24 protein-coding genes are annotated in these 24,005 nt (G+C 59.1%); 13 read left to right on the forward strand and 11 right to left on the reverse strand.

Features of this window, described 5'->3' with window-relative positions; all coding sequences use genetic code 11:
* Positions 1 to 115 precede the first annotated feature (115 nt).
* The 6 genes from DKB71_RS14185 (at position 116) to DKB71_RS14210 (ending at position 7,164) form a co-directional block, all read left to right on the forward strand.
* Entirely contained in the window at positions 116 to 1,009 is an 894-nt protein-coding gene (locus DKB71_RS14185; RefSeq protein WP_408600787.1) for a LysR family transcriptional regulator, read from the forward strand.
* A 507-nt stretch (positions 1,010 to 1,516) separates the two neighbouring features.
* Complete coding sequence (locus DKB71_RS14190) at positions 1,517 to 2,914, forward strand: diguanylate cyclase domain-containing protein (protein WP_323608562.1); 1,398 nt, start codon at positions 1,517 to 1,519, stop codon at positions 2,912 to 2,914.
* Entirely contained in the window at positions 2,911 to 4,239 is a 1,329-nt protein-coding gene (locus DKB71_RS14195; RefSeq protein ID WP_323628318.1) for a glycosyltransferase, read from the forward strand. Before DKB71_RS14190 ends, DKB71_RS14195 begins: the two co-directional genes overlap by 4 nt.
* A gap of 1 nt (position 4,240) precedes the next feature.
* The gene (locus tag DKB71_RS14200) at positions 4,241 to 5,083 is read left to right on the forward strand and encodes a hypothetical protein (RefSeq protein ID WP_408600789.1); all 843 of its coding nucleotides are present in this window, start codon (positions 4,241 to 4,243) and stop codon (positions 5,081 to 5,083) included.
* Between the two features lie 6 nt (positions 5,084 to 5,089).
* On the forward strand, positions 5,090 to 6,214 hold the full coding sequence (locus DKB71_RS14205) for an HlyD family secretion protein (protein ID WP_408600790.1): 1,125 nt from the start codon (positions 5,090 to 5,092) through the stop codon (positions 6,212 to 6,214).
* Positions 6,215 to 6,216: 2 nt separating this feature from the next.
* Positions 6,217 to 7,164, forward strand: coding sequence for an NAD-dependent epimerase/dehydratase family protein (locus tag DKB71_RS14210; RefSeq protein WP_323608564.1), 948 nt, complete (start codon positions 6,217 to 6,219; stop codon positions 7,162 to 7,164).
* Here the strand turns inward: DKB71_RS14210 and DKB71_RS14215 are convergent.
* Positions 7,136 to 7,396, reverse strand: coding sequence for a hypothetical protein (locus tag DKB71_RS14215; protein WP_323628320.1), 261 nt, complete (start codon positions 7,394 to 7,396; stop codon positions 7,136 to 7,138). The genes DKB71_RS14210 and DKB71_RS14215 overlap by 29 nt on opposite strands.
* Positions 7,397 to 7,833: 437 nt before the next feature.
* Here DKB71_RS14215 and DKB71_RS14220 point away from each other — a divergent pair, with 437 nt between their 5' ends.
* Positions 7,834 to 8,901: a hypothetical protein gene (locus DKB71_RS14220; protein ID WP_408600791.1), complete on the forward strand. Its 1,068-nt coding sequence runs from the start codon at positions 7,834 to 7,836 to the stop codon at positions 8,899 to 8,901.
* A gap of 16 nt (positions 8,902 to 8,917) precedes the next feature.
* Positions 8,918 to 9,271 carry a DUF1428 domain-containing protein gene (locus tag DKB71_RS14225; RefSeq protein WP_323608568.1) on the forward strand — a complete coding sequence of 118 codons (354 nt, stop codon included), beginning with the start codon at positions 8,918 to 8,920 and terminating at the stop codon, positions 9,269 to 9,271.
* A gap of 15 nt (positions 9,272 to 9,286) precedes the next feature.
* Here DKB71_RS14225 and DKB71_RS14230 read toward each other — a convergent pair whose 3' ends face one another.
* Positions 9,287 to 9,481, reverse strand: a complete 195-nt coding sequence (locus DKB71_RS14230; protein WP_274077574.1) for a hypothetical protein — start codon at positions 9,479 to 9,481, stop codon at positions 9,287 to 9,289.
* Between the two features lie 75 nt (positions 9,482 to 9,556).
* On the opposite strand from DKB71_RS14230, the gene thpR reads away from it, so the two are divergent.
* Positions 9,557 to 10,096 carry an RNA 2',3'-cyclic phosphodiesterase gene (gene thpR, locus DKB71_RS14235; RefSeq protein WP_408600792.1) on the forward strand — a complete coding sequence of 180 codons (540 nt, stop codon included), beginning with the start codon at positions 9,557 to 9,559 and terminating at the stop codon, positions 10,094 to 10,096.
* 235 nt (positions 10,097 to 10,331) lie between these two features.
* On the opposite strand, the gene DKB71_RS14240 is transcribed toward thpR, so the two are convergent.
* From DKB71_RS14240 to DKB71_RS14260, 5 genes are all read right to left on the reverse strand, one after another.
* Positions 10,332 to 11,429: a polyamine ABC transporter substrate-binding protein gene (locus DKB71_RS14240; protein WP_408600793.1), complete on the reverse strand. Its 1,098-nt coding sequence runs from the start codon at positions 11,427 to 11,429 to the stop codon at positions 10,332 to 10,334.
* 53 nt (positions 11,430 to 11,482) lie between these two features.
* Entirely contained in the window at positions 11,483 to 12,367 is an 885-nt protein-coding gene (locus DKB71_RS14245) for an ABC transporter permease subunit (RefSeq protein ID WP_274077577.1), read from the reverse strand.
* A complete protein-coding gene (locus tag DKB71_RS14250) occupies positions 12,364 to 13,245 on the reverse strand; it encodes an ABC transporter permease subunit (protein WP_274077601.1) in 882 nt (293 codons plus the stop codon). Before DKB71_RS14250 ends, DKB71_RS14245 begins: the two co-directional genes overlap by 4 nt.
* A gap of 29 nt (positions 13,246 to 13,274) precedes the next feature.
* Positions 13,275 to 14,417 carry a polyamine ABC transporter ATP-binding protein gene (potA, locus tag DKB71_RS14255; protein WP_274077578.1) on the reverse strand — a complete coding sequence of 381 codons (1,143 nt, stop codon included), beginning with the start codon at positions 14,415 to 14,417 and terminating at the stop codon, positions 13,275 to 13,277.
* 360 nt (positions 14,418 to 14,777) lie between these two features.
* Positions 14,778 to 15,539, reverse strand: a complete 762-nt coding sequence (locus DKB71_RS14260; RefSeq protein WP_274077579.1) for a gamma-glutamyl-gamma-aminobutyrate hydrolase family protein — start codon at positions 15,537 to 15,539, stop codon at positions 14,778 to 14,780.
* A 283-nt stretch (positions 15,540 to 15,822) separates the two neighbouring features.
* Between DKB71_RS14260 and DKB71_RS14265 the strand changes: the two genes are divergently transcribed.
* The 4 genes from DKB71_RS14265 to DKB71_RS14280 all read left to right on the forward strand — a co-directional run bounded on the left by DKB71_RS14265 (position 15,823) and on the right by DKB71_RS14280 (position 21,033).
* Positions 15,823 to 17,199, forward strand: a complete 1,377-nt coding sequence (locus DKB71_RS14265; protein ID WP_008063763.1) for a glutamine synthetase family protein — start codon at positions 15,823 to 15,825, stop codon at positions 17,197 to 17,199.
* Positions 17,200 to 17,387: 188 nt separating this feature from the next.
* Positions 17,388 to 18,878, forward strand: a complete 1,491-nt coding sequence (locus tag DKB71_RS14270; protein ID WP_408600794.1) for an aldehyde dehydrogenase — start codon at positions 17,388 to 17,390, stop codon at positions 18,876 to 18,878.
* Positions 18,879 to 18,930: 52 nt separating this feature from the next.
* Positions 18,931 to 20,214 carry an FAD-binding oxidoreductase gene (locus DKB71_RS14275; protein ID WP_274077582.1) on the forward strand — a complete coding sequence of 428 codons (1,284 nt, stop codon included), beginning with the start codon at positions 18,931 to 18,933 and terminating at the stop codon, positions 20,212 to 20,214.
* A gap of 270 nt (positions 20,215 to 20,484) precedes the next feature.
* On the forward strand, positions 20,485 to 21,033 hold the full coding sequence (locus DKB71_RS14280; protein ID WP_007946335.1) for a cupin domain-containing protein: 549 nt from the start codon (positions 20,485 to 20,487) through the stop codon (positions 21,031 to 21,033).
* An 80-nt stretch (positions 21,034 to 21,113) separates the two neighbouring features.
* Here the strand turns inward: DKB71_RS14280 and DKB71_RS14285 are convergent, their stop codons facing one another.
* The 4 genes from DKB71_RS14285 to DKB71_RS14300 form a co-directional block, all read right to left on the reverse strand.
* Positions 21,114 to 21,539 (reverse strand): hypothetical protein, encoded by a 426-nt coding sequence (locus DKB71_RS14285; RefSeq protein WP_274077583.1) that lies wholly within the window; start codon positions 21,537 to 21,539, stop codon positions 21,114 to 21,116.
* A 128-nt stretch (positions 21,540 to 21,667) separates the two neighbouring features.
* Positions 21,668 to 21,886 (reverse strand): PLD nuclease N-terminal domain-containing protein, encoded by a 219-nt coding sequence (locus tag DKB71_RS14290; protein WP_274077584.1) that lies wholly within the window; start codon positions 21,884 to 21,886, stop codon positions 21,668 to 21,670.
* A gap of 185 nt (positions 21,887 to 22,071) precedes the next feature.
* Positions 22,072 to 22,641, reverse strand: a complete 570-nt coding sequence (locus DKB71_RS14295; protein WP_323628324.1) for a DUF4276 family protein — start codon at positions 22,639 to 22,641, stop codon at positions 22,072 to 22,074.
* Positions 22,635 to 23,750 carry an AAA family ATPase gene (locus DKB71_RS14300; RefSeq protein WP_408600795.1) on the reverse strand — a complete coding sequence of 372 codons (1,116 nt, stop codon included), beginning with the start codon at positions 23,748 to 23,750 and terminating at the stop codon, positions 22,635 to 22,637. Before DKB71_RS14300 ends, DKB71_RS14295 begins: the two co-directional genes overlap by 7 nt.
* Positions 23,751 to 24,005 lie beyond the last annotated feature (255 nt).

Here is a 24,005-nt window from a genome sequence, read left to right on the forward strand (position 1 = left end):
GCCGCTCCCGACTGGAGCTACCAGAAATCTACGCCGGGGCCTAACATGGCGGAAGACGCACGGTTTGCACTGATTACGTGCATGCAGCGCCATACCTTCCGACCTGGGGCCACGCATGTCCACTCCCGATCTCAACCTGCTGATCACTCTCGATGTGCTGCTGGCAGAAGGCAGTGTCGCCCGCGCCGCCAAACGCCTGCGCCTGAGTCCATCGGCGATGAGCAGGGCGCTGGCGCGATTGCGCGAAACCACCGGCGATCCGCTGCTGGTCAGGGCCGGCCGCGGCCTGGTGCCGACGCCGCGCGCTCTGGAATTGCGTGAGCGGGTCGCCCAGCTTGTGCAGGAGGCCCAAGCGGTGCTGCGTCCGGCCGAGCAGCCCGACCTCCTGCAGGTGTCGCGCACCTTTACCTTGCGCACCAGCGAAGGATTTGTCGAAAACTTCGGCGCCGCACTGATCGCCCGCGTCGCCGAACAGGCGCCCGGCATACGCCTGCGCTTCATGCCCAAACCCGACAAGGACAGCACGGCGTTGCGCGACGGCACGGTCGATCTGGAAACGGGTGTGGTGGGCAGGACGGCGAGCCCGGAACTGCGTACCCAGGGGTTGTTCCGCGATCGATTGATCGGCGTGGTGCGCGCGGGGCATCCGCTGTGCAACGGCGAGATGTCGCCCGAGCGTTTTGTCGCCCGCGGTCACATCAGCGTGTCACGACGAGGGCTGGAAAAGGGGCCAATTGATGAAGCCCTGGAGGTGCTTGGTTTGCAGCGGCAGATCGTGACCATGGTCGGCGGTTTCTCGACTGCATTGGCGCTCGCCCAGGCGAGCGACCTGATCGCCACTGTGCCCGAGCGGCATACCGCCAATCTGCGAGCCGGCATGCACAGCTTTGTGCTGCCGGTGTCACTGCCGGAATTTACCTTGGCGATGATCTGGCATCCTCGACTGGATGCTGATCCCGTGCATCGATGGCTGCGTGGTTGCCTGAGGGATGTTTGCGCTTCTGCCTGATAATTAATCCGGGTGTTTCATGTGTCTACGTTGATATTAAAATAATGGCTGTATCATTGTTGTAACTATTCGTGCCTGCTTTTTGTTTTGTTATATAGTCTCACTGTGTTGATATAAAAAAGTTCGAACTCATAAGTTTGTATGCTCTATCGGAGGTCAAAATGGGATCCAGTTTAGTTAAGCTGGTAATTGGTAGGCGCTCTCAATTACTATCAAGTGGCCAAGGGCTATCAATGTTGGCCACCAATTATTAATGATAATTAACAAATTTTATTTTTGTATGATGCTCGTAAATATATGAATTTTAAGAATATTATTTAGTTAAAAAAATTGATTTCTATGGATTTCTCCAATATCAACTCAGCGTCAAGATTTGGCGACGAGTGGTGATGAATTTTTGACGCTGGCCGTGTCAAAAAATAACTTGATAATAATCCACATGTTTCGCAGATGTGTGTTCCTACCTCCAATTAACCCGCACTTGTCTGATTGTAGAGGACGTGCGTCATGCCGACTTCAAATCCTCGGGTTGCGATATTCGGTAATAGAGTTCCGAGCCTGAATCTTCCAGCGCTTGAACACTTTACCGACTTGGGCAGCCTGCTGGCTGCCGATGCATTTGATGTGATGCTGCTGGACATGCCAGGTGCGTATGCCGGCAAAGTCCTTCGCAAACTGCGCTCACTTCCCTCTTACCGCTACACGCTCATCTACTGCTGTCGTGATCAGGATGGCTGGTGCGAAGCCTTGGGCGATGGCGCGTGCCCTGTGGAAACCAGCGAAATCATAAGGCTCTGGGGCGTATGGCAGGATCGCTTCGGACTGTTCAATCATGGATCCGCACCGGAACGTTTCGAAAGCCGCGTGCTTTCCTGGCTGTGGTTGCGCGACGGCGCCCAGGTGCTGGCCCTGCGCGATCCGGAGGTGCCTCAGCACTATCGCTATCCATTGCTGGACGTGCTGGCCGATAGCGAGCAGGTCAACGCGTTTGTCTGGCTCAGCCTGATGGTGCAGCAGGACTGGCTGGAGGAGGGGGTCCTGATCGACCGCGTCCGCCTCTGTTCCGATTGTGGTTCGGGACGGCTCAATTACATCGATGTGTGTACCGAATGCCATAGCCTGGACATCGCACGGCAACCGTCACTGCACTGTTTTACCTGTGGTCATGTCGGGGCGCAGGAGTCATTTCTCAAAGATGGGGTGTTGCTGTGCCCCAACTGCCTGAATCGGCTGCGCCACATTGGCAGTGATTACGACCGCCCGATGGAGAATTATCGCTGTCGCTCGTGCCAGGCGTTTTTTGTCGATGCCGAGGTGCAGGCGCGTTGCCTGGATTGCGGCCTGTCGCACACGCCCGACAAGTTGCGCATACGCGAAGTCAGGGATTTCCGCCTGTCCGAGGCCGGGCGTTTCCGTTGCCGGCAGGAGTTCAGTGAAAGAGCGGTGCAGCACTTCGGTCAGCTCAATCTGTTGGGTGGCAAGAATTTTTATGATCTGCTGACCTGGCAAATGCAGATAGTGCGCCGCCATCCGGTGCCTGAGTTTTCCCTGATCGGCCTGCGCTTCGTCAACCTCGCCGGTACGTTGTCGCACCTGGGTGAACAGCGCGGGCATGCCTTCGTTGATAGCGTGGCCGATCGCTTGAAGGAGTCCGTCAGGGAAACGGACCGCTGTTCTCGCAGTACCGAAGAGTTCTTCTGGATCATGCTTCCCCATACCGACGAGAAAGGCCTGGAAATCGTCAAGCAGCGCCTGGGCCGGGTCGCCGAATTGTTTTCGGCGCCGGAGGTCAGCGACGTTACCTTGCGTGTCATCGGCATCACCGCCCCCCAGGATCTACTGGATCAGGAAGATGGCGAGCTGTTACTGGCGCGCCTGGCCGGTGAGATGGGTGATACCCCATGAGCCCTTTCCTCGAGCAACTGTTGAACGCACTCAGCGCGCTCGCGGGGCCGGATGGCATGAGCCGCCTATTCTACATGCTATTTCCGGCGTTCCTGATGTTCGAGTTGCCGATGATGATCATGGTGATGCTGGGCGTGTTGCGCTGGTTCACCCGTCGGCGCACCAGCGTGCCGAAGATCAGTGTTTATTGCCCGAAGGTCTCTTGCATCATTACCTGCTACAGCGAAGGCATGGACGTCCAGACCACGCTGTTGAGCCTGTGCGAACAAACCTATGGCGGCCACATCGAGATGATTCCGGTGGTGGACGGCGCCACGGTCAACCAGGCGACGCTCAGCGCCGTGCGCAGTTTCAATGTGGACCCGCAGTTGTACCCCAAGCGACATTTACGGCCGATCGCCAAATGGCAGCGGGGCGGAAGGGTGTCGTCCCTCAACGCCGGCCTGTCGCTGGCCGGCGGTGAAATCGTCATGGCGCTCGATGGTGATACATCCTTCGACAACAACATGGTCGCCTCCATCGTACGGCACTTCGAGGACCCCTCGGTACCTGCGGTCGCCGGTAGCCTGCGGGTGCGCAATGTCTGGGGCTCGTGGGTGACGGCGATGCAGGCGCTGGAGTACTTGCTGTCGATCCACATGTCGAAGATCGGCCTGGCGGAATGGAACCTGGTCAACAACGTCTCCGGCGCCTTTGGCGCATTTCGCCGCAGTTTCCTGGTGAAAATCGGTGGCTGGAACACCCACACCGCTGAAGACCTGGACCTGACATTGCGTATCAAGAGCTACTTCAAGCGGCATGACCTGAGGATTCCATTCGAGCCCGAAGCGGTAGGGCACACCGATGCCCCGGCGACGCTCAGCCAGTTCCTGATGCAGCGCCTGCGCTGGGATGGCGACCTGTTTTTCCTCTACATCCGAAAGCACAACCACAACATCAGCCCCACGTTACTGGGCTGGCGCACCTTCCTGATGATCCTGCTCACGGGCTTCTTCTTTCAGTTGGTTCTGCCGTTCATCATCTTCATCTACACCTTGCTGGCCCTGTTCATTCTGCCGGGCAAGACGCTGTTGTTTCTGTTTGCGCTGATCTACCTGCTGTACCTGACAATCACTCTGGTGATGTTCTTGGCCATGTTGGTGATGGTCTCCGACCGGCCTCGACAAGACATGGTGCTGGGCTTGCTGGTGCCTTTCTTCCCGCTGTTCATGCTGCTCCTGCGGTGCTGGAGCGTCGTGGCCATGCTTAACGAGATGTTCCGTCGCGGCCATGAAGAAAGCTCGATGGCACCCTGGTGGGTACTCAAGCGCGCCACGAGGTTCTGACATGCGATCGATACTTCTGGCGGTGACGCTATGGATGCCCTTTGTGATGCTGGCGGTACAGCCCATGACGCTTGAAGCGGCGCCAGCGCAAAAGTGGTCCCAGGCCAGCTATGTGTGGGACAGCGAGGCGTTGCTCGATCCAGGGCAGCGTGCTGCTGAACTGACGGCGCTGCGCAAGGCCGGGATGGAAAAGATCTACCTGGGCCTCAAGGGCGCACAGGTCAAGGACCTGGCTACCACGCGCGAACGCCTGGAGCAATTGCTGCAGGACGCGGCCAGGCAGGGTCTGCAAGTGGGTCTGCTGCTGGGCGATCCTGAATGGTTGAAACCGCAGGAACGCCATCAGCTCACCGATTTACTGGGCAAATTCCAAGGGCTTTCATTCAGCAGCCTGCACCTGGACCTGGAAGTCGAACAGCTGGGCGTACCGGTGCCCGACCAGCGTTTGCAGGACTTGCTCGACACCTTGCATGCGGCGTCCCGAGCGAGCCCCTGGCCGGTCGAGATTTCCAGCCATCATCGCTGGTTCGCCGAGCCCAAACCCGGACAAACCTGTGTGCCCTGCGGGCTACCCGATGCTGGCGTGCGCCAGGTCAGCCTGATGATTTATACCCGCAACCCGAAAAACAGCGCACGCACGGCAGAGCAGATCGCCCAGCGCTGGCCCGATCTGCAATTTCGCCTCGCCCAAAGCACGGAGCCACAACTGGATGCCACGGAGTCCTGGGCCGGCGCGTCGACCGAGCAGTTGCAACACCAGAGCAGTGCCTGGCGTGAACAACTGCAACCCCTAGGGATTGCCGGCATTGACTGGCAAGCCTGGCGAGACTTTCCAAAACGGTGAGCCGTCATGAAGATTCGTTTCGATAGTCGTAAAGAATTGAGTCCCACTCAGGAACAGGGTTTGACCGTGCTCTACGCGCCGGGCAAACGCATGGCCTTTCGCGTGCGCTGGTACCTGATCCTGCTGCTGGTCGCCAGCCCGTTGATCTGGCTGGGGGGCAAGCTGGCCTACGGCATGCTGATGATCGACGCGCCGGCGCAGTTGCGCCTGCCGATTCTCGAGGTGCGCGCGCGCGATACTGGTCGGGTCGAGCAATTGTTCGTCAAGGCCGGTGATCAGGTCCGGACCGACCAGCCTTTGGTCAATCTCGACAATCCGGAATGGCGAGCACGGTTATCGCAACTGGCGGCCATGCCGACCCAGACCAGCCCTGCGCGCAACAACAAATTGGGTGGCAACGAACGGCAGTTGCTCAAGACTCGCATCGGCAGGGCGCAGGAAAGGGTGGGCGTGCTTGAAAGTCTGGTTGCAAGAGGGGCGGTGTCGCCTGGCGAGGTACTGACGGCGAAGTCCGAGCTCGACAGTTTCAGGGCGGATCTGCTGGCGTTCGAGCGCCGTGAGCAACTGGCCAATCAGCCGACGTTGAGCGTTGAGCGCGATGTCGTGCAACAACAGGCTGAACAACAGTGGCTGAAAACCCGCCTGGCTGCGCTGCCGATCAACGCCGCGCAAAGCGGACGCATTGCCGAGGTACTGGTCAATCCTGGCGAAAACGTCGGTGCCGGCACCTTGCTGATGCGCATCGAGCGCCTGGAAGACCCCTTGCTGTGGATCTACCTGGAGCCGTTGAACATCAGCTACGCCGCGATTGGCCAGCCGCTGTGGGTGCGCATGCCGGACGGCGAGTGGTTGAGCGCCCACGTGGTCCAGGCGGTCGACAGCGCCGGCCGTACGCCGACGGTGTTGCGCGGGCCGTTCGCTGCCAGCGAAATGGGCTTGCAGGTCGCCGCCCGGTTCGACCGGCCGCTGCCACCGCGCTGGCGAATCGATCAACTGCCGTTGAACGTCCGTTTCCCCACTGACTGGCCACAACTGCTCAGTGACAGCCGTGAGTTCATCGATCAAATAGGGGAGTTCATCGCCATGGATCGAACTCCCGACACCAAAAACAGCGTATCGGAGGCTCAATAATGATGACTGCTGAGCGAATCCTGGTCACCGGTGGCGCCGGCTTCATCGGCTCGCACCTTGTCGAAGCCCTGCTCGAACATGGTTACAGCGTCCGAGTCCTGGACGATCTTTCCAGCGGTAAATTATCCAACCTGCCGATTGATCGATGCCATCTGACGTTGGTTGTGGGGGACGTCGCCGACGCGCCGACGGTCGCGCGGGCGATGAAAGACTGCACCGCGGTGGTCCATCTGGCGGCGGTGGCCTCGGTGCAGGCCTCGGTCGACGATCCGATCGCCACTCACCAAAGCAACTTCATCGGTACGTTGAATATTTGTGAAGCCATGCGCCAGGCGGGGGTAAGGCGAGTCGTTTATGCCTCCAGTGCGGCGATCTACGGCAACAACGGCGAAGGCACCGCGATCAGCGAAGACACGCCAAAAAATCCCCTGACGCCCTATGCCGCCGACAAGCTCGCCAGCGAACACTTCCTTGATTTCTATCGTCGCCAGCACGGACTGGAACCGGTCATCCTGCGCTTTTTCAATATCTACGGACCGCGCCAAGACCCTTCGTCGCCTTACTCCGGCGTCATCAGTATTTTCAGCGAGCGAGCACAAAAAAAACTCCCCATCACGGTTTACGGTGATGGAGAGCAAACAAGGGATTTTGTCTACGTCGATGACCTGGTCAAGATCCTGGTACAGGCGGTCGCTGAAGCCAAGCCGCGTATGGAACCGGTCAATGTCGGGTTCAACCGCTCCACCAGCGTCAACGATCTGGCGACGATGCTGAGCGAACTGCTGGGATGGCCGCTGGCGCTGACCTACGATGCGCCCCGATCCGGTGACATCCGGCATTCGCGTGCCGAGAACAGCCGTTTGCTGGCACATTTTTCGTTGGAGAAGCCGACCTGTTTTGCAGAGGGCCTGGGTCAGTTGCTCAGAAGTATTGATGCCGGCGGGCGCTAGAGACGGCTTCGGTCTCCAGCAAATGCTCAGCCAGTACATCGTTGAGAAAGCGGAACTGATCGTTGAGCCCGACCACTTCGTTGCTGAAGTGATGACCGGCTGCCGGAATCAGCAGCGCCTCGAATTTTTCGTCGAACATCAGGGTCAATACTTTACGAGACTCGAATTGTTGCGAGTAGTAGTTGGTGCCGAATACAGGGAAGCTCACGGCCAGGGTGACGGTGGTGATCATGACGTGCGCTCCTCGGAGAGTAAGAACCAGCCGAATACGCTCAACGTGAAGGCCGTCAGGGCCAGGCAGGTCAGGAGATGGATCAGCATGGTTCGACCCTCCGCTACAGGGTTTGGTCTTGGGTTGGAATTGATCCTACGCTGACGGTCGGTGGGCGGAAGGCAATCGTGGCGATGGTGAATATCGATGGGAGTGATGGTCGGAACTTGTGGGTGTTCCTGATGGCCCCTTCGCGAGCAAGCCCGCTCCCACAGTGGATCGGGTTGGACACAATTTTTGTGAACACCCATACCCCCTGTGGGAGCGGGCTTGCTCGCGAAGGCGGCCTCAAGAGCACTATCGATTCTGAGCGGACAACCACCGCCACCTATACTCAAACCAGGGGCCTCTGAGCGCCGAACCTCCCGTTCGGCTCACATTTTCAGGAAACCGCGATCTTGAACCTGCGTTCGCTGATCGTCGCCGTGCTGGTGGTGTTGGCGGGATGCGCCACGGCCCCGCCTGCCCCGGTGGAAGTGCCGCAGATCATGGTGTCTCCCAGCACCTGGCAGCAGGTGGACCGGGAGATTGTCGATGCGTCGCAATCGGCCACCGATCAGGCAAAAATCTACGCCCGCGGGGCCATGGATTACTGGCGCACGCGGGTCTATCAACTGACCGAAGAAAACTTCATTCCCTGGTTCAGCAGTTACTGGACCCAGGAATGGCTGTCGATGAAGGTCAGCTGGTACTCCATCAGTAGTTCCAGGGACGAGCAAAATGCCTCGGAAAAACGCCTGGCGGCCTACCTGCTGGAGAAGTACCAGGAAAAAGTGCTGGCCCCGGCGGCGCTCGAGGTCGACCCGGACGCGATCCTCACCCTGGCAGCAGCGTTCTACGTGGACATTCTCAAGGAAGAACTGCAAAAGATTTCCCAGCGCCATGGCGTGCCGATGGCCCAGCTCAATGGTCGCGTGCGGAAAATTCCGGCGATTGCCCTCGGACCGCCATCCGCCAGGGACGCCTCGCTGTTCCAGGTGGTGCACACTGAACAGCTGGCCACGTTGCCGGCGTACGCCGCGCTGGTCGACAAGGTGCACAAGGCCGGTGGCGACAAGGGCGTCGGCTCGACCGACACGGCCATGGCCCCGGTGGCCAAGCGCGCCAGTAAACGCATTGAAGCCGAGATGGCTCCGCGCGGGGCGGCCAGTGCGGTAGCGGCGGCCGCCGGGAAACTCGCCGGTGCGTTGATCTCCGTCGGCGTGGCGGGCGTGCGGGCGATCATCCAGGCCAACGACCGGCCGGACAGCGAAGCGTTGATTCGTAGCAGCCTGGGCAACACCTTCGACAAGGCCTGGACCAAGCTGCTGCAGAACCCGACCACCGGTGTCATGGCGAGCACCCTGTACATGGCCTCACAGATAGAAGGGAACCTGGCGCAGAGCGCCCAACCGTCGGTCGGTCCGGATGGGGGAGCTGTCGATTGGAGTCCGACCCAGTCGACTAACCAGCAGCTCAACCCATGATCCAAGGAGAACGCTCATGTCTTATGTTGATGGCTTTGTCATTGCCGTACCCACCGCCAACCGCGAAAAATTCAGGCAGCACGCCGACATGGCCGCTGCCATTTTCATCGAGAACGGCGCGCTCAGCCTCGCCGAGTGCTGGGGCGACGACGTCCCCGACGGCAAGGTGACCTCTTTTCCCATGGCGGTGAAACTCAAGGAGGATGAAACCGTGGTGTTTTCCTGGATCGTCTGGCCGGACAAGGCCACCCGTGACGCCGGGATGGCGAAACTGATGACCGATCCGCGGGTACAGCCCGACGTCAATCCCATGCCGTTCGATGGCCAAAGGATGATTTTCGGCGGGTTTGAAATGATCGTGAAGGCTTGAACCGGCACCGTCGGGTCACTCCGCCGCGGGGGTGATCCGGCAACTCTTGCGGTTGCGGATTTCGTGATCGCTCGGGCGCTCGCGGATGAACTCGAAACGCGGCTCGCCTTCGCTGTAATGCACCAGCCAGCCCCAATCCAGTTCCATTTCGTCCTGGCCGGGCTCTGGCGGCGCGGCCCACCAAGGTTCCTTGCTGAGGATCTGGCGCATACTTGCCTCCGGTTGATTTCGCTTGCATCAACTATAACTGGCATGCCGGCAGACGCCAGAAACGAGAGACCCCGCATGAATGACGACACCCACGAACCGTTCAAACGGCTGTTTTTCGCCCTGGACTGCGCACCCGCACTGCGCAAGGCCATCGGCCAATGGCGCAGTGCCTTGCAACTGCGCAGCGGGCGCCCGGTGCCGGCGGAGAATTTTCACCTGACCCTGAAGTTTCTCGGGGCGGTGGAGATCGCGCAGATTGCCGACATCTGCAGCGCAGCCGCGTCGGTGCGCACGCCGGGGGAACGCCTGACCGTGGAATTGGATCGCCTGGATGTCTGGCGCAGGGCAGGGGGCCTGGTGCTGGCACCCGAACAGGCATCGCCGGCGTTGTTACGGCTGGTGTATGACCTGGAGCAGGCCTTGTTGCCGTTTGGCCTGGAAGACGCACCCCGGGAATTTCGCCCGCATTTGACCCTGGCACGTGACTACCGGGCGCCGGTGCCGGAGTCCGCCACGCCACCCGAATTTTTCCTGCGTGCCGAGCGCTTCACCTTGTTCGAATCCCACAAGGGCCGCTATCGGCCATTGGCCCAGTGGCCGTTGAGCGGTGCCTGAGCCAAAACAAAAAAGGCGCCCGAGGGCGCCAAACTTCACCTTAACCGAGGAGCCAGGTGAGTGATGCAGCGGTGGTAAGGCGCTGCATGAATGCAAAAAGTAAGAGCGCCACCGATCAAAATGTGGGAGCGGGCTTGCTCGCGAAAGCGGTGTATCAGGCAACAATGATGTCGACTGACACTCCGTCTTCGCGAGCAAGCCCGCTCCCGCATTACCCGGTGGTGGTGCATAAATATCACTTACCCAACTTCACCTTGGTCCAGCCCCGGGTCATGATCCGCTGCACCGCAATCGGCTGGTCAGGAACGGCATACAAGGTCGCCATCACCGCTTCCGGCGGATACGAGCCCGGTTCGTTGCGAATCGCTTCATCCACCAACGGCGTCGCGGCCGAGTTGGCATTGCTGTAGCCGATGTTGTTGGTGATCTCGGCAATGATGTCCGGGCGCATCAGGAAGTTCATGAACTGGTAGGCGTTGTCGACGTTGGCGGCATCGCGCGGGATGGCGACCATGTCGTAGAAACTGCCGGCACCTTCCTTCGGGATGCTGTAGTCGATCGTCACCTTGTTCCCGGCTTCCTCGGCGCGGGCCTTGGCCTGCAGCACGTCGCCGGAATAACCGACGGCCACGCAGATGTTGCCGTTGGCCAGGTCCGAGATGTACTTCGAGGAATGGAAATACGCCACCGACGGGCGGATTTTCATGAACAGCGCTTCGGCTTCGGCGATGTGCGCCTTGTCCTGATCGTTCACCGGGTAGCCCAGGTAGTGCAGGGCGGCCGGGATCATCTCGGTGGGCGAATCGAGGAAACTGATGCCGCAGGCCTTGAGCTTTTCCGCGTTTTCCGGCTTGAACAGCAGGTCCCAGGAGTTGGTCGGGGCGTTGGCGCCGAGCACTTCCTTGACCTTCTGCGGGTTGAAGCCGATACCGATCGAGCCCCACATGTACGGGAACGCGTGGGCGTTATCCGGGTCGCTGGCGGAGGCGTTTTTCAGCAGCACCGGATTGAGGTTCTTCCAGTTCGGCAGCTTCGACTTGTCCAGTTCCTGGTAGACCCCGGCCTTGATCTGCTTGGCCAGGAAGCTGTTGGACGGCACGACCAGGTCGTAGCCGGACTTGCCCGCCAGCAGGCGGGCCTCCAGGGTTTCGTTGCTGTCGAACACATCGTAGGTCACTTGGATCCCGGTCTCGTCTTCGAACTTCCTGACGGTGTCCGGGGCAATGTAATCCGACCAGTTATAGACGCGCAGAACCTTGTCATTGGCCTGGGCGCCCGAGGCGATCGCGCCCAATAAGGACAGTGTCAGCAGAGTCCTGCCAAACATTTTCATCGGTACAACTCCATTCTTTTTATTCAAACGCAAAATCTGTGAAACGCGACGGCCTAGGCCGTCGCTTCTACCATTTGCTTTTTCGGTTGTTGCCAGGATTCGCTCGCCGTCTGGTCCATCGCTTCCTGGATCGCTCGCTTGCGGCTGGCTTCGGCACGGCGGCTGAAGTACCAGACCATGAAGGTCACGATCGACACGGCCAACAGGATCAGGCTGGCCACGGCGTTGATCTCCGGTTTCACGCCCAGCCGCACCGCCGAGAACACTTCCATCGGCAGGGTGGTGGAGCCCGGGCCCGAGACGAAGCTCGCCAGCACCAGGTCATCCAGCGACAGGGCGAACGACATCATGCCGCCGGCCGCCAGTGATGGCGCGATCATCGGGATGGTGATCAGGAAAAACACCTTGAACGGCTTGGCACCCAGGTCCATGGCCGCTTCTTCGATGGACAGGTCCAGCTCGCGAAGGCGGGCGGAGACTACCACCGCAACGTAGGCGGCACAAAACGTGGTGTGGGCGATCCAGATCGTGACGATGCCACGCTCCATCGGCCAGCCAATCATCTGCGCCATGGCCACGAACAGCAGCAACAGCGACAGACCGGTGATCACTTCCGGCATCACCAGCGGCGCGGTGACCAGGCCGCCGAACAGCGTGCGGCCCTTGAAGCGGGTGACGCGCGTCAGCACGAACGCGGCCAGCGTGCCCAGTGCGACGGCGGCAATCGCGGTGTAGCAGGCGATCTCCAGGGAACGCAGCACCGAGCCCATCAGTTGCGAGTTGTCGAGCAGGCCGGCGTACCACTTGAACGACCAGCCACCCCACACCGTCACCAGCTTCGAGGCGTTGAACGAGTAGATCACCAGGATCAGCATCGGCAGGTAGATAAACGACAGGCCGAAAATCAGCATGAACTTTGAAAATCCGAAGCGTTTCATCCCCGTGCCTCCATCTCTTTGGCTTGACTGCGGTTGAACAGCAGGATCGGCACAATCAGGATCAACAGCATCACCACCGCCAGGGCGGACGCCACCGGCCAGTCGCGGTTGTTGAAGAACTCCTGCCACAACACACGGCCGATCATCAGGGTCTCAGGCCCGCCCAACAGCTCCGGAATCACGAACTCACCCACGACCGGAATGAACACCAGCATGCAGCCGGCGATGATGCCGTTCTTGGCCAGCGGCACGGTGATTTTCCAGAAGTTGTTGAAGTTGCTCGAGCCCAGGTCGGACGCGGCTTCCAGCAGGCTGCCATCGTGCTTGACCAGGTTGGCGTACAGCGGCAGCACCATGAACGGCAGATACGCATACACCACGCCGATATAAACAGCGGTGTTGGTGTTGAGGATCTCGATCGGGTGCGAAGTCAGCCCGGTCCACATCAGGAAACCATTGAGCAAGCCGTTGTTGCTGAGGATGCCCATCCACGCGTAAACGCGGATCAGGATTGCGGTCCAGGTCGGCATCATGATCAACAGCAGCAGGACGTTTTGCGCTTCCTTGCTGGTCTTGGTGATGGCGTAGGCCATCGGAAAACCGATCACCAGGCACATCAGCGTGCTGAGCAATGCAACCTTCAACGAACCGAGGTAAGCCGACAGGTACAACTCGTCTTCGCCCAGCAAGGTGTAGTTGCCGATGTTGAGCAACAGGTTGAATTTCTGCTCGGCGTAGGTGTAGATCTCCGAGTAGGGCGGAATGGCCAGGGCCGCTTCCGAGAAGCTGATCTTCATCACCAGGAAGAACGGCAACAGGAAGAACAGGCACAGCCACAGGAACGGAATGCCGATGACCAGTTTTCGTCCGCTGGGCACCAGGCGCAGCAATTGCTGATTGAAGGTTCTCATGCGCGCAGTACCACGCCGCTATCGTCTTCCCACCACACGTAGACCTGATCGTCCCAGGTCGGACGCGCACCACGGCGCTCGGCGTTGGCCATGAACGATTGCACGACCTTGCCGCCCGGCAACTTGACGTAGAACACCGAGTGACCGCCGAGGTAGGCGATGTCATGCACCTTGCCGCTGGACCAGTTGTAGCGGGCGTCCGGCTGGGTGGTGCTGACCAGCAGTTTTTCCGGGCGGATGGCGTAGGTGATCGACTTGTCCTGCACTGACGTACTGACGCCATGGCCGACGTAGATCTTCTGCTCCAGGTCCGCGCTGTGAATGATCGCGTGGCCTTCCAGGTCTTCCACCACGGTGCCTTCGAAGGCGTTCACGTTGCCGATGAATTCGCAGACCATGCGGCTGACCGGCGCTTCATAGATGTCGACCGGGCTGCCGATCTGGGCGATCCAGCCCAGGTGCATGATCGCGATGCGCTGGGCCATGGTCATGGCTTCTTCCTGGTCGTGGGTCACCATGACGCAGGTCACGCCGACGCGCTCGATGATCTCGACCAGCTCCAGCTGCATCTGCGAGCGCAGCTTTTTATCCAGCGCGCCCATGGGTTCGTCGAGCAACAGCAGCTTCGGACGCTTGGCCAGGGAGCGGGCCAACGCCACGCGCTGACGCTGGCCGCCGGACAACTGATGGGGTTTGCGCTTGGCGTACTGGGTCATGTGCACCAGGCGCAGCATTTCTTCCACACGGGCGTCGATTTCAGCGGCGGGCAAACGATCCTGCTTGAGGCCGAAGGCGATGTTCTGCGCCACCGTCATGTGCGGGAACAGGGCGTAGGACTGGAACATCATGTTGATCGGCCGCTCATAGGGCGGCATGTCGGTGATGTCGACGCCGTCGAGCAGGATCCGGCCTTCGGTCGGGCGCTCGAAGCCGGCGAGCATGCGCAGCAGCGTCGATTTGCCGGAACCGGAACCACCGAGCAGGGCAAAGATCTCGCCCTGATGGATTTCCAGGGACACATCGTCCACGGCGGTGGTCTCGTCGAATTTCTTGGTGACGCGGTCGACTTTCACCAACACCTTTTTCGGTGCCTGGTGACCCTCAAGAGCCTTCCTGTAGATGCTGGAGGCGTTTGCCATGTGAAACTCCCAACAGGTTTCAGTCGTCGGGCCAACGCGGCCTGACTTAATAGTTGATTGCAAACCCTTGCAGTAAGGCGCCAATCAGGACGCGGTCTCTGTAGGAGCTGGCTTGCCAGCGAAGGCGGCCTTGCAGTCAACGATGATGTCGGCTGAAAGGGCCTCTTCGCTGGCAAGCCAGCTCCTACAAGGTATTGCGCATGCCTGACGGGCACTCCACTCGGGTTAATTCGGCGCCGCCGTCCTGGCTGCCTGGTAGTGCTTGTTGTTATTGCAGTGTGTTGTTTTCGCGGGCGAGAGGCGCGCAAAAGCCCGCCTACCCGCTCGCGTGGGCAGTAAGTGGTTTGATCGTTTATGGCGTCAGCGCGAGTTACGCAACGCCGCCCGTTGCCGGCACGCGTCGCCAAACGCCTGGAAAATCTTCAGGTAGGGCGGGTTGTCCAGCACCTGCCATTCCGGGTGCCATTGCACACCGAGGGCAAATGCCTTGCTGTTCTCCACCGAGACCGCTTCGATCAAGCCATCCGGCGCGAGTGCTTCGGCGCGCAGGCCGGGAGCGAGTCGGTCGATCCCTTGGCTGTGAATCGAATTGACCTGGAACACCGGCGGCAGATCCAGCGCCTGGAACACACCACCCGGTTGCACATCGACGGCATGGGCCGGTGCGTATTGCACCGCCAGGTCCGGATGGTTGGCCTCGCGATGATCGAGGAAGCCGGGAAGTTCATGGACCTTCTGATGCAGGCTGCCACCGAACGCCACGTTCATCTCCTGGAAGCCGCGGCAGATGCCGAGCACCGGAACGCCAGCGGCAATGGCTGCGCGAATCAGGGGAAGGGTGGTGCGATCCCGCTGGGGATCGTGTTCCGTGCCGGGAGCGCTGTCGGGGCCTTGATAGTGGAAGGGTTCCACATTCGATGGCGAGCCGGTCAGCAACAGACCATCGAGCTGCGGGAGCAGGTCCTCGATTTCGGTCAGTTCGCCCAGGGAAGGAATGACGACAGGCAGCCCCAGTGCCGCAACGCTGACAGCACGCAAGTACTTGTCGCCGCTGACATGGTAGGGGTGCAGGCCAATCTGTTTGACGCATGCAGTAACGCCGATCAATGGCTTGAATGCCATTTTTATCACCTCGAAGTTTCACACTTGAACGAGCTTTTCCGGAGCTTAGCCTTGTTGATTTTAATTAACAACTCTCATGTAAAAAATTCTAAACGCCGCACGTCCGAAGCTGAGGATTTACGCGTGTTCCAGGGATGATCTGGCACTCTCGTGCCTCTGAGAGGCCCGAAAATAAACGTTTAAAGGCAAGGTGTTCGCTATTGACTTCACTTTGCCTTTCGGATTGACTGGCTACGTGAAAGGGCGGTGAACATAATAATTAACAGTAAAAAATAGGTGCATCATGTCGGTCCCTCTGCGTACCGTTCAACTCAACGAAGCAAACGCATTCCTTAAGAAATATCCTGAGGTTTTGTACGTCGACCTTCTGATTGCGGATATGAACGGTGTGGTGCGCGGTAAGCGCATCGAACGCACCAGTCTTCATAAGGTTTACGAGAAAGGCATCAACCTGCCGGCGTCCCTGTTTGCCCTGGACATCAATGGCTCCACGGTGGAAAGCACCGGCCTGGGTCTGGACATCGGCGACTCCGACCGGATCTGCTACCCGATCCCCGGCACCCTGAGCATCGAGCCATGGCAGAAGCGCCCAACCGCGCAACTGCTGATGACCATGCACGAACTCGAAGGCCAGCCATTCTTCGCCGACCCGCGGGAAGTCCTGGCCAACGTGGTGCGCAAGTTCGACGACATGGGCCTGACCATCTGCGCCGCGTTCGAACTGGAGTTCTACCTGATCGACCAGGACAACGTGAACGGTCGTCCGCAATCGCCACGTTCGCCGGTGTCCGGCAAGCGTCCGATGTCGACCCAGGTGTACCTGATCGACGACCTCGACGAGTACGTCGACTGCCTGCAAGACATCCTCGAAGGCGCGAAAGAGCAGGGCATCCCGGCTGACGCCATCGTCAAGGAAAGCGCCCCGGCGCAGTTCGAAGTCAACCTGCACCACGTGGCCGACCCTATAAAGGCTTGCGACTACGCCGTCCTGCTCAAGCGTCTGGTGAAAAACATCGCCTACGACCACGAGATGGACACCACCTTCATGGCCAAGCCGTATCCGGGCCAGGCGGGTAACGGTCTGCACGTGCACATTTCGATTCTCGACAAGGAAGGCAACAACATCTTTGCCAGCGAGGATCCCGAGCAGAACGCCGCGCTGCGTCACGCGATCGGCGGTGTGCTCGAGACCCTGCCGGCGCAGATGGCGTTCCTCTGCCCGAACGTCAACTCCTACCGTCGCTTCGGCGCGCAGTTCTACGTGCCGAACTCGCCGAGCTGGGGCGTCGACAACCGTACCGTGGCGGTCCGCGTGCCAACCGGTTCACCGGATGCCGTGCGCATCGAACACCGCGTGGCCGGTGCCGATGCCAACCCGTACCTGTTGATGGCCTCGGTATTGGCCGGCGTGCACCACGGCCTGACCAACCAGATCGAGCCGGGCGCCCCGGTGGAAGGCAACAGCTACGAGCAGAACGAGCAGAGCCTGCCGAACAACCTGCGCGATGCCCTGCGCGAGCTGGACGACAGCGAAGTCATGGCCAAGTACATCGACCCGATGTACATCGACGTGTTCGTGGCGTGCAAGGAAAGCGAGCTGGCCGAGTTCGAGAACTCCATCTCCGACCTTGAGTACAACTGGTACTTGCATACCGTCTGATTAGTCGGTTCAACACAATCAAATGTGGGAGCGGGCTTGCTCGCGAAAGCGGAGTGTCAGGCGGCATCAATATTGGATGTGCCGGCGCCTTCGCGAGCAAGCCCGCTCCCACAGGGATCGCATTTCAAATTTGAATTGGCGGGCGTCGGCCTGACGATCACTCAATTCCCCTGCGTCGAGTCACAACCATGACAACTACTCGCAGCGACTGGGAGCAACGCTTCCAGTCCCTGACAATCGAAAGCCGTGCCTTCATTGACGGCCAATACTGCGCAGCCGCCAGCGGTGCGACGTTCGAATGCATCAGCCCGGTAGACGGCCGTTTCCTGGCCAACGTCGCCAGCACCGACGAAGCCGACGCCAACCTGGCCGTCGCCGTCGCCCGCCGCACCTTCGAATCCGGCGTCTGGTCCGGGCTGGCCCCTGCTGAGCGCAAGCGCATCCTGATCCGCTTCGCCGACCTGATCCTGGCCAACCAGGAAGAGCTGGCGCTGCTCGAAACCCTCGACATGGGCAAGCCGATCGGCGATTCGCTGGCCATCGACATTCCGGCCACCGCCAATGCGATCCGCTGGACCGCCGAAGCCATCGACAAGATCTACGACGAAGTGGCCGCCACCCCCCACGACCAACTGGGCCTGGTGACGCGCGAAGCGGCCGGCGTAGTCGCGGCCATCGTGCCGTGGAACTTCCCGCTGATCATGGCCAGCTGGAAATTCGCCCCGGCCCTGGCGATGGGCAATTCGTTCATCCTCAAGCCGTCGGAAAAGTCGCCGCTGACGGCCATTCGCATCGCGCAACTGGCGCTGGATGCGGGCATCCCCAAAGGCGTGTTCAACGTGCTGCCGGGTTTCGGCCACACCGTCGGCAAGGCGCTGGCGTTGCACATGGACGTCGACGTGCTGGCCTTCACCGGCTCCACGGCGATCGCCAAGCAACTGATGATCTATGCCGGGCAAAGCAACATGAAACGCGTCTGGGCTGAAGCCGGTGGCAAGAGCGCCAATGTGGTGTTCGCCGATGCGCCGGACCTGCGCGCCGCCGCGCAGGCCGCCGCTGGCGCCATTGCCTTCAACCAGGGCGAAGTCTGCACCGCCGGCTCGCGCCTGCTGGTGGAGCGCTCGATCCGCGAGCAGTTCATCCCGCTGCTGGTGGAGGCCCTGCAAGGCTGGAAACCGGGGCACGCGCTCGATCCGGCGACCACCGTCGGCGCGGTGGTGGACCAGCGTCAACTGGACAACGTGCTGCGCTACATCGACATCGGCAAGGAGCAGGGCGCCCGGTTGATCGCGGGCGGCAGCCGCACCCTCGAAGACACCGGCGGCCTCTACGTCGAGCCGGCGATTTTTGACGGCGTGACCAACGCCATGACCATCGCCCAGGAAGAAATTTTCGGCCCGGTGTTGTCGGTGATCACCTTCGACACCACAGAAGAAGCCCTGGCGATTGCCAACGACAGCATCTACGGCCTGGCCGCCGGCGTTTGGACCAGCAACCTGAGCAAGGCCCACACCTTCGCCCGTGGCCTGCGTGCCGGCAGCATCTGGGTCAACCAGTACGACGGCGGCGACATGACCGCGCCGTTCGGCGGGTTCAAGCAGTCGGGCAATGGCCGGGACAAATCGCTGCATGCGTTCGACAAGTACACCGAACTGAAAGCGACCTGGATCAAGCTCTAATAACAATAAAGCGGCGGTCGCCGGCTCTTTGCGGCGGCCATCGGAGAAACTTATGAAACAAGCACATGTAAACAGCTACTACGCCGCCACCCGCAACTTCACCGGCGATTTCCCGGTGCTGGAAGGCGCGGTGGACTGCGACGTCTGCGTGATCGGCGCCGGTTACACCGGCCTGTCCTCGGCACTGTTCCTCGCTGAAGCGGGCTACAGCGTCACCGTGCTCGAAGCCGCCAAAGTCGGCTTCGGCGCCAGCGGTCGCAACGGTGGCCAACTGGTCAACTCCTACAGCCGTGACGTCGACGTCATCGAAGAGCGCTACGGCGACAAGACCGCCGAAGTCCTCGGCAGCATGATTTTCGAAGGCGCCGACATCATCCGTCAGCGCATACAGCACTACGACATCCAGTGCGACTACCGTCCGGGCGGCATCTTTGCCGCGATGAACAAGAAGCAGCTCAAGGGCCTGGCCGAACAGAAGAAGGGCTGGGAACGCTACGGCAACAAGAACCTGACCATGCTCGGCAAGGATGACATCAAGCGCGAAGTCGGTTCCGACGCCTACGTCGGCGGCCTGCTGGACATGCAGGGCGGGCACATTCACCCGCTGAACCTGGCGCTGGGCGAGGCTTCGGCGATCATCGGCCTGGGCGGCAAGATCTACGAGCAATCGGCGGCGGTGGAAATCACCTACGGCGAGCCGATCACCGTACGCACCGCCAAAGGCGTGGTGAAGGCCAAGTACCTGCTGATCGCCGGTAACGCTTACCTGCCGCAGGGCCTGGACAACCGCGTGACCAGCAAGAGCATGCCGTGCGGTTCGCAGATCGTCGTCACCGAGCCGTTGTCGGAAAAGCAGGCCCGCAGCCTGATCAAGAACAACTACTGTGTCGAAGACTGCAACTACCTGCTCGATTACTACCGCCTGACCGCCGACAACCGCCTGCTCTACGGCGGTGGCGTGGTCTACGGCGCCCGTGAGCCGGACGACATCGAACAACTGATCCGCCCGAAAATCCTCAAGACCTTCCCGCAGTTGAAGGACGTGAAGATCGACTACCGCTGGACCGGCAATTTCCTGCTGACCATGTCGCGCATGCCGCAATTCGGCCGTATCGAGAAAAACGCCTACTACATGCAGGGCTACAGCGGCCACGGCGTCACCTGTTCGCACCTGGCGGGCAAGCTGATTTCGGAAATGATCCGCGGCGACGCCGAACGCTTCGACGCCTTCGCCTCGCTGCCGCACATGCCGATGATCGGCGGGCGCACCTTCTCGGCGCCTTTGACCGCCCTGGGTGCGGTGTACTACTCGCTGCGCGACCGTTTCGGGATCTAAGCTTTACCTCGCCGGTGGTCAACCCCAGGAAGGCCACCGGCTTTTTACCTGAAACACCACGTTCCCGTGTAGGAGCTGCCGAAGGCTGCGATCTTTGATCTTGCTTTTCAAGATCAAGATCAAAAGATCGCAGCCTTCGGCAGCTCCTACAGCAACACCCACAAACGTGATTTAATAGCCGCCTTTCACGTTTCCGGGACAGGAAAACGGCGCGATCCACGCCTGCTCTCCACCCCCATTACCCTTGCGTACCAAGCACATAAGGCTGTCATGGACACGGGCTCACGACTCAAATTAGTACGCGAAAGCTACAAACTGTCCCAGCGCGAGCTGGCCCGGCGTAGCGGCGTCACCAATGCCACCATTTCCCTGATCGAGCAGAATCGCGTCAGTCCTTCCGTCAGCTCGCTGAAAAAGCTGCTCGAAGGCATTCCCATGTCCCTGGCCGACTTCTTCACCTTCGATCAACCGCCGCGCGAGCACCAATACGTCTTCCGCGCCAACGAACAGCCCGACCTCGGCCGCCACGGCCTGCGCCTGCTGCTGATCGGCGCGTCCGTGCCAAGCCGGCAGATGCGTCTGCTGCGCGAACAGTACGCACCGGGTGCCAGTTCCGGGGAAGAGCCGATCGTGCATTCGGAAGGCGAGGAGTGCGGTCTGGTCACCCGTGGCACCGTCGAACTGACGGTGGATGGGCAGATCAGTGTGCTCAATGCCGGGGACGGGTATTACTTTCCGACGACCTTGCCGCACAAGTTTCGCAATATCGGCCAGGATGAGGCGGAAATCATCAGCGCCAACACGCCGGCAAACTTCTGATTACGGCGTGACGTGATCCGGCGGCGCATCATCCATGGCGCTTGATAAAAAACCGATGCCCGCTCAGGCATCGGTTTTTTCTATTTGGTCTTCCAGTGACCACCGCCCGACTCGCAATCAATCTTGGCTTGGGCGATGTGCTCGGCACCGTAGTAATACGTCGTGACCTGGGCATTGTCGGGAATGTTGACCGACTGACTGTTCTTGTCCTTGCTGGTGGAATGAGGGTTGGCCAGGGATTCCTGGGTCAAGGTGGCGATGCAGGTGGCCTGGTAATGATCGTCACAATGTTCGACTTTCTTCTTGGTACTGGTCAGCATCTCCTTGCTCTCGTTGCTGCATGACCAGTCGATGGAATTGACTGGCATGCCTTCGTACTCATAGCAGCTATGACTTTCCACCACGGGAATGGAAGCGCTTTGGGATCGGGTCAGCACGTCGCAACCTTCGGCGTACGCCAGGGCAGGGCACAGGCCAGCGAGCAAAAGCAGCAGTCTAGTGTTCATCGGGATTTCCTCTCCAATGGCGCTTTGTTTGATCCAGGATCAGCGCTGATAAAGTTTCGAAACCCCGATGTGGCCTGTGGTTCCATGCATTTCGCTCAGTCACGAAGCGTTAACGCATTTCCCCGGCCTTATTGTCGGGCCTGTGCTGGATCCGGGTGGTGAGCGATGTGCTTGGGCCCCGCCAGGGCCCACAGGATCAGCCCGATCAGCGGCACAAACACGATCACCACCATCCACACACCTTTGCTGCTCGCTTTGCCTGCGCTTTTGCGCACCCGATTGATGGCCCACAACTCGATCAACAGAAGAACGGCTGCCAATACAATCCACGTCGTTTCGATCTGCATGTAGTCACCTCCTGAATAGTCTTTCCGTTAGGTGGGCAGGTGCACGCAGGGTTCATTTAATTTGCGGTTGCGAAAATGGGAGACGGATAATCAGCGCAGTCAACGTGCTCCCGGGCGCTTAATTTCGGGGAATATTCCACCGCCTTTCCCGGCGGGGATCGGGCGCTGGAACTAAGTCAGGCTGCTCAGCGCTGCGTTGTGAAAAAGTGAACAAGCTCCTGCGCACTTCGACACTGTGGGTGCGATGCAGCTTGACGGATGCTGAAACCGAAGTGCTTGGTCATCTTTTTTGCGAATGCGGTTTTGTTGCCTGGCCCTTGCTTGCCCAGCGCGTTTGATAGTTCTTTCAAACGATCCCATGGCTTGTTGAGTGTCTGCTCAGGTTGCAATTCATTGAAGTCATCAATGCCTAGCCATTTGTTCATTGCGACCGAATCAGCTAGAAACCATCCCTCCAAAGCTTTGACTGCGACGAAAATAATGTTTATCCGTGGATTTGAGATGCGTTCTCGCACCAGATCAACTGACTCTTCGTCTTCGAGATCGGTCAGCACAACGATGACGTCTACCGCCTGCTGATCCAGACGGTTTAGATAAGCATCGATATTTTGCGGCAAGAGGTTACCGCCACCTTTGGCATTGACTACAGGGTTAACCAGCAAAAACTCGTTTTCTTGCAAGAACGCTTGGAAGTCCGCCGATTCGACAACGATTTTTTCGCTATCACCTTCAACGATGAATCCGACTCTCACCATGGCAGACCCCCATCAAAAAGATTGGTAAGCCACGCCGTATCAAGCGGAATGTCTTTTTTATTTACGGACGACTCTGAAGCACGTTTGACTTTGGTCTTGCCATCGTCTTTATTCACCAGCCATAGCTCTTCAAGATCAAGGTTGCGTACCACAGACTCGCTATGAGTGGTGATGAAAACCGGGTGATCAACTGATGCATTTTCACGCATCAACTGTACAAGTTCGCCAATAGCCTTCGGATGAATGCCCCGTTCTGGCTCCTCTATGATTGTTATGCCGGATTTCCCTGCTCGGCTAAGTACAGCAGTCATGATACAGAGAGCATAAATTGTCCCATCTGAAATCAGACGCGCCGGGAAGCGAGCTTTCGTTCCTTCTTCTTTGAAGGTGATGACTGTAGAACCATCCAGTCGCTGTTTCTCGGTGGATACGTTCTCCATCCCGGGAACGATCAATTCGATCCACTCGAGAACCTGTTCTCGAAAGTGCTCGTTCTTCTCCAGAATTGACAGCATGGTGGCCACGTTCCGACCATGACTATCAAGAGTCGTAGCATCTGCTGTCGAACTATCTGGCTCCTTGGCTTCTGTAGGGTTAATTCGAAATACCTGGATGTTGGTAAGCATTCGATATATCGGCGAATGGCCTAGCAACATCAGTGCACTCATGTCCTGTGCATATTTAGGGAAGTGCTGCAGGTTTTCACTGTCAGTCAAGGCGATACGTGTCTGATCGCTGCTCTTGCGGTCAATAACTTGAACACCATTAACCTTTAGGCTTTCAAGTACTCGAGGCTCTCGGTGTATTTCGGATATCGACAGGTTGTAGTCGAATGCCACTTCCTCAAGATTTATTCTGAGGGTGAAGGAAATGGTCGTGCGTTTTTCCTTTCGGTGCTTGAAGCAGTGAATTTGTTGAAATCCACCAAAATCCCGGATTGCCTGAGTGGCGCCGCGCTTTACTACCGCGCCTAAAAAATCGAGCGCATCAGTGATATTGTTCTTGCCAGCACCATTCGAGCCGGCCAGAACCGTAAAGGCTGGTACGTCATTCAGGACAATGTGTGCCGCGCTCTTGAAGCCCGTGATCTCGAGGTATTCAATTTTCATCGCTAATCCTCAGCTTTCCTCTGTCACAGTATTTCCGGCCCAGAAACTCTTGAGGTCAGGTGCCCGAAATCAGTGCTCATGCCGTGTTCTTCTCAATTGCGCCTGATTCTATAGACTATTTGCAGAGTTCGCTCCTTGCCGAATCAGTCAGCCGCTAGTGACAGGCATGTTTCCCGGAAACAAGTAGATTGGATGCCAATTTCCTGCTGCATGTCGTCAACGAATCAAGCCACAATCGCTGTGGGAATCAAGACC

Origin of the sequence: Pseudomonas sp. PLMAX, assembly GCF_046042685.1 — a bacterium.
Taxonomy (GTDB): Bacteria; Pseudomonadota; Gammaproteobacteria; order Pseudomonadales; family Pseudomonadaceae; genus Aquipseudomonas; species Aquipseudomonas putida_AE.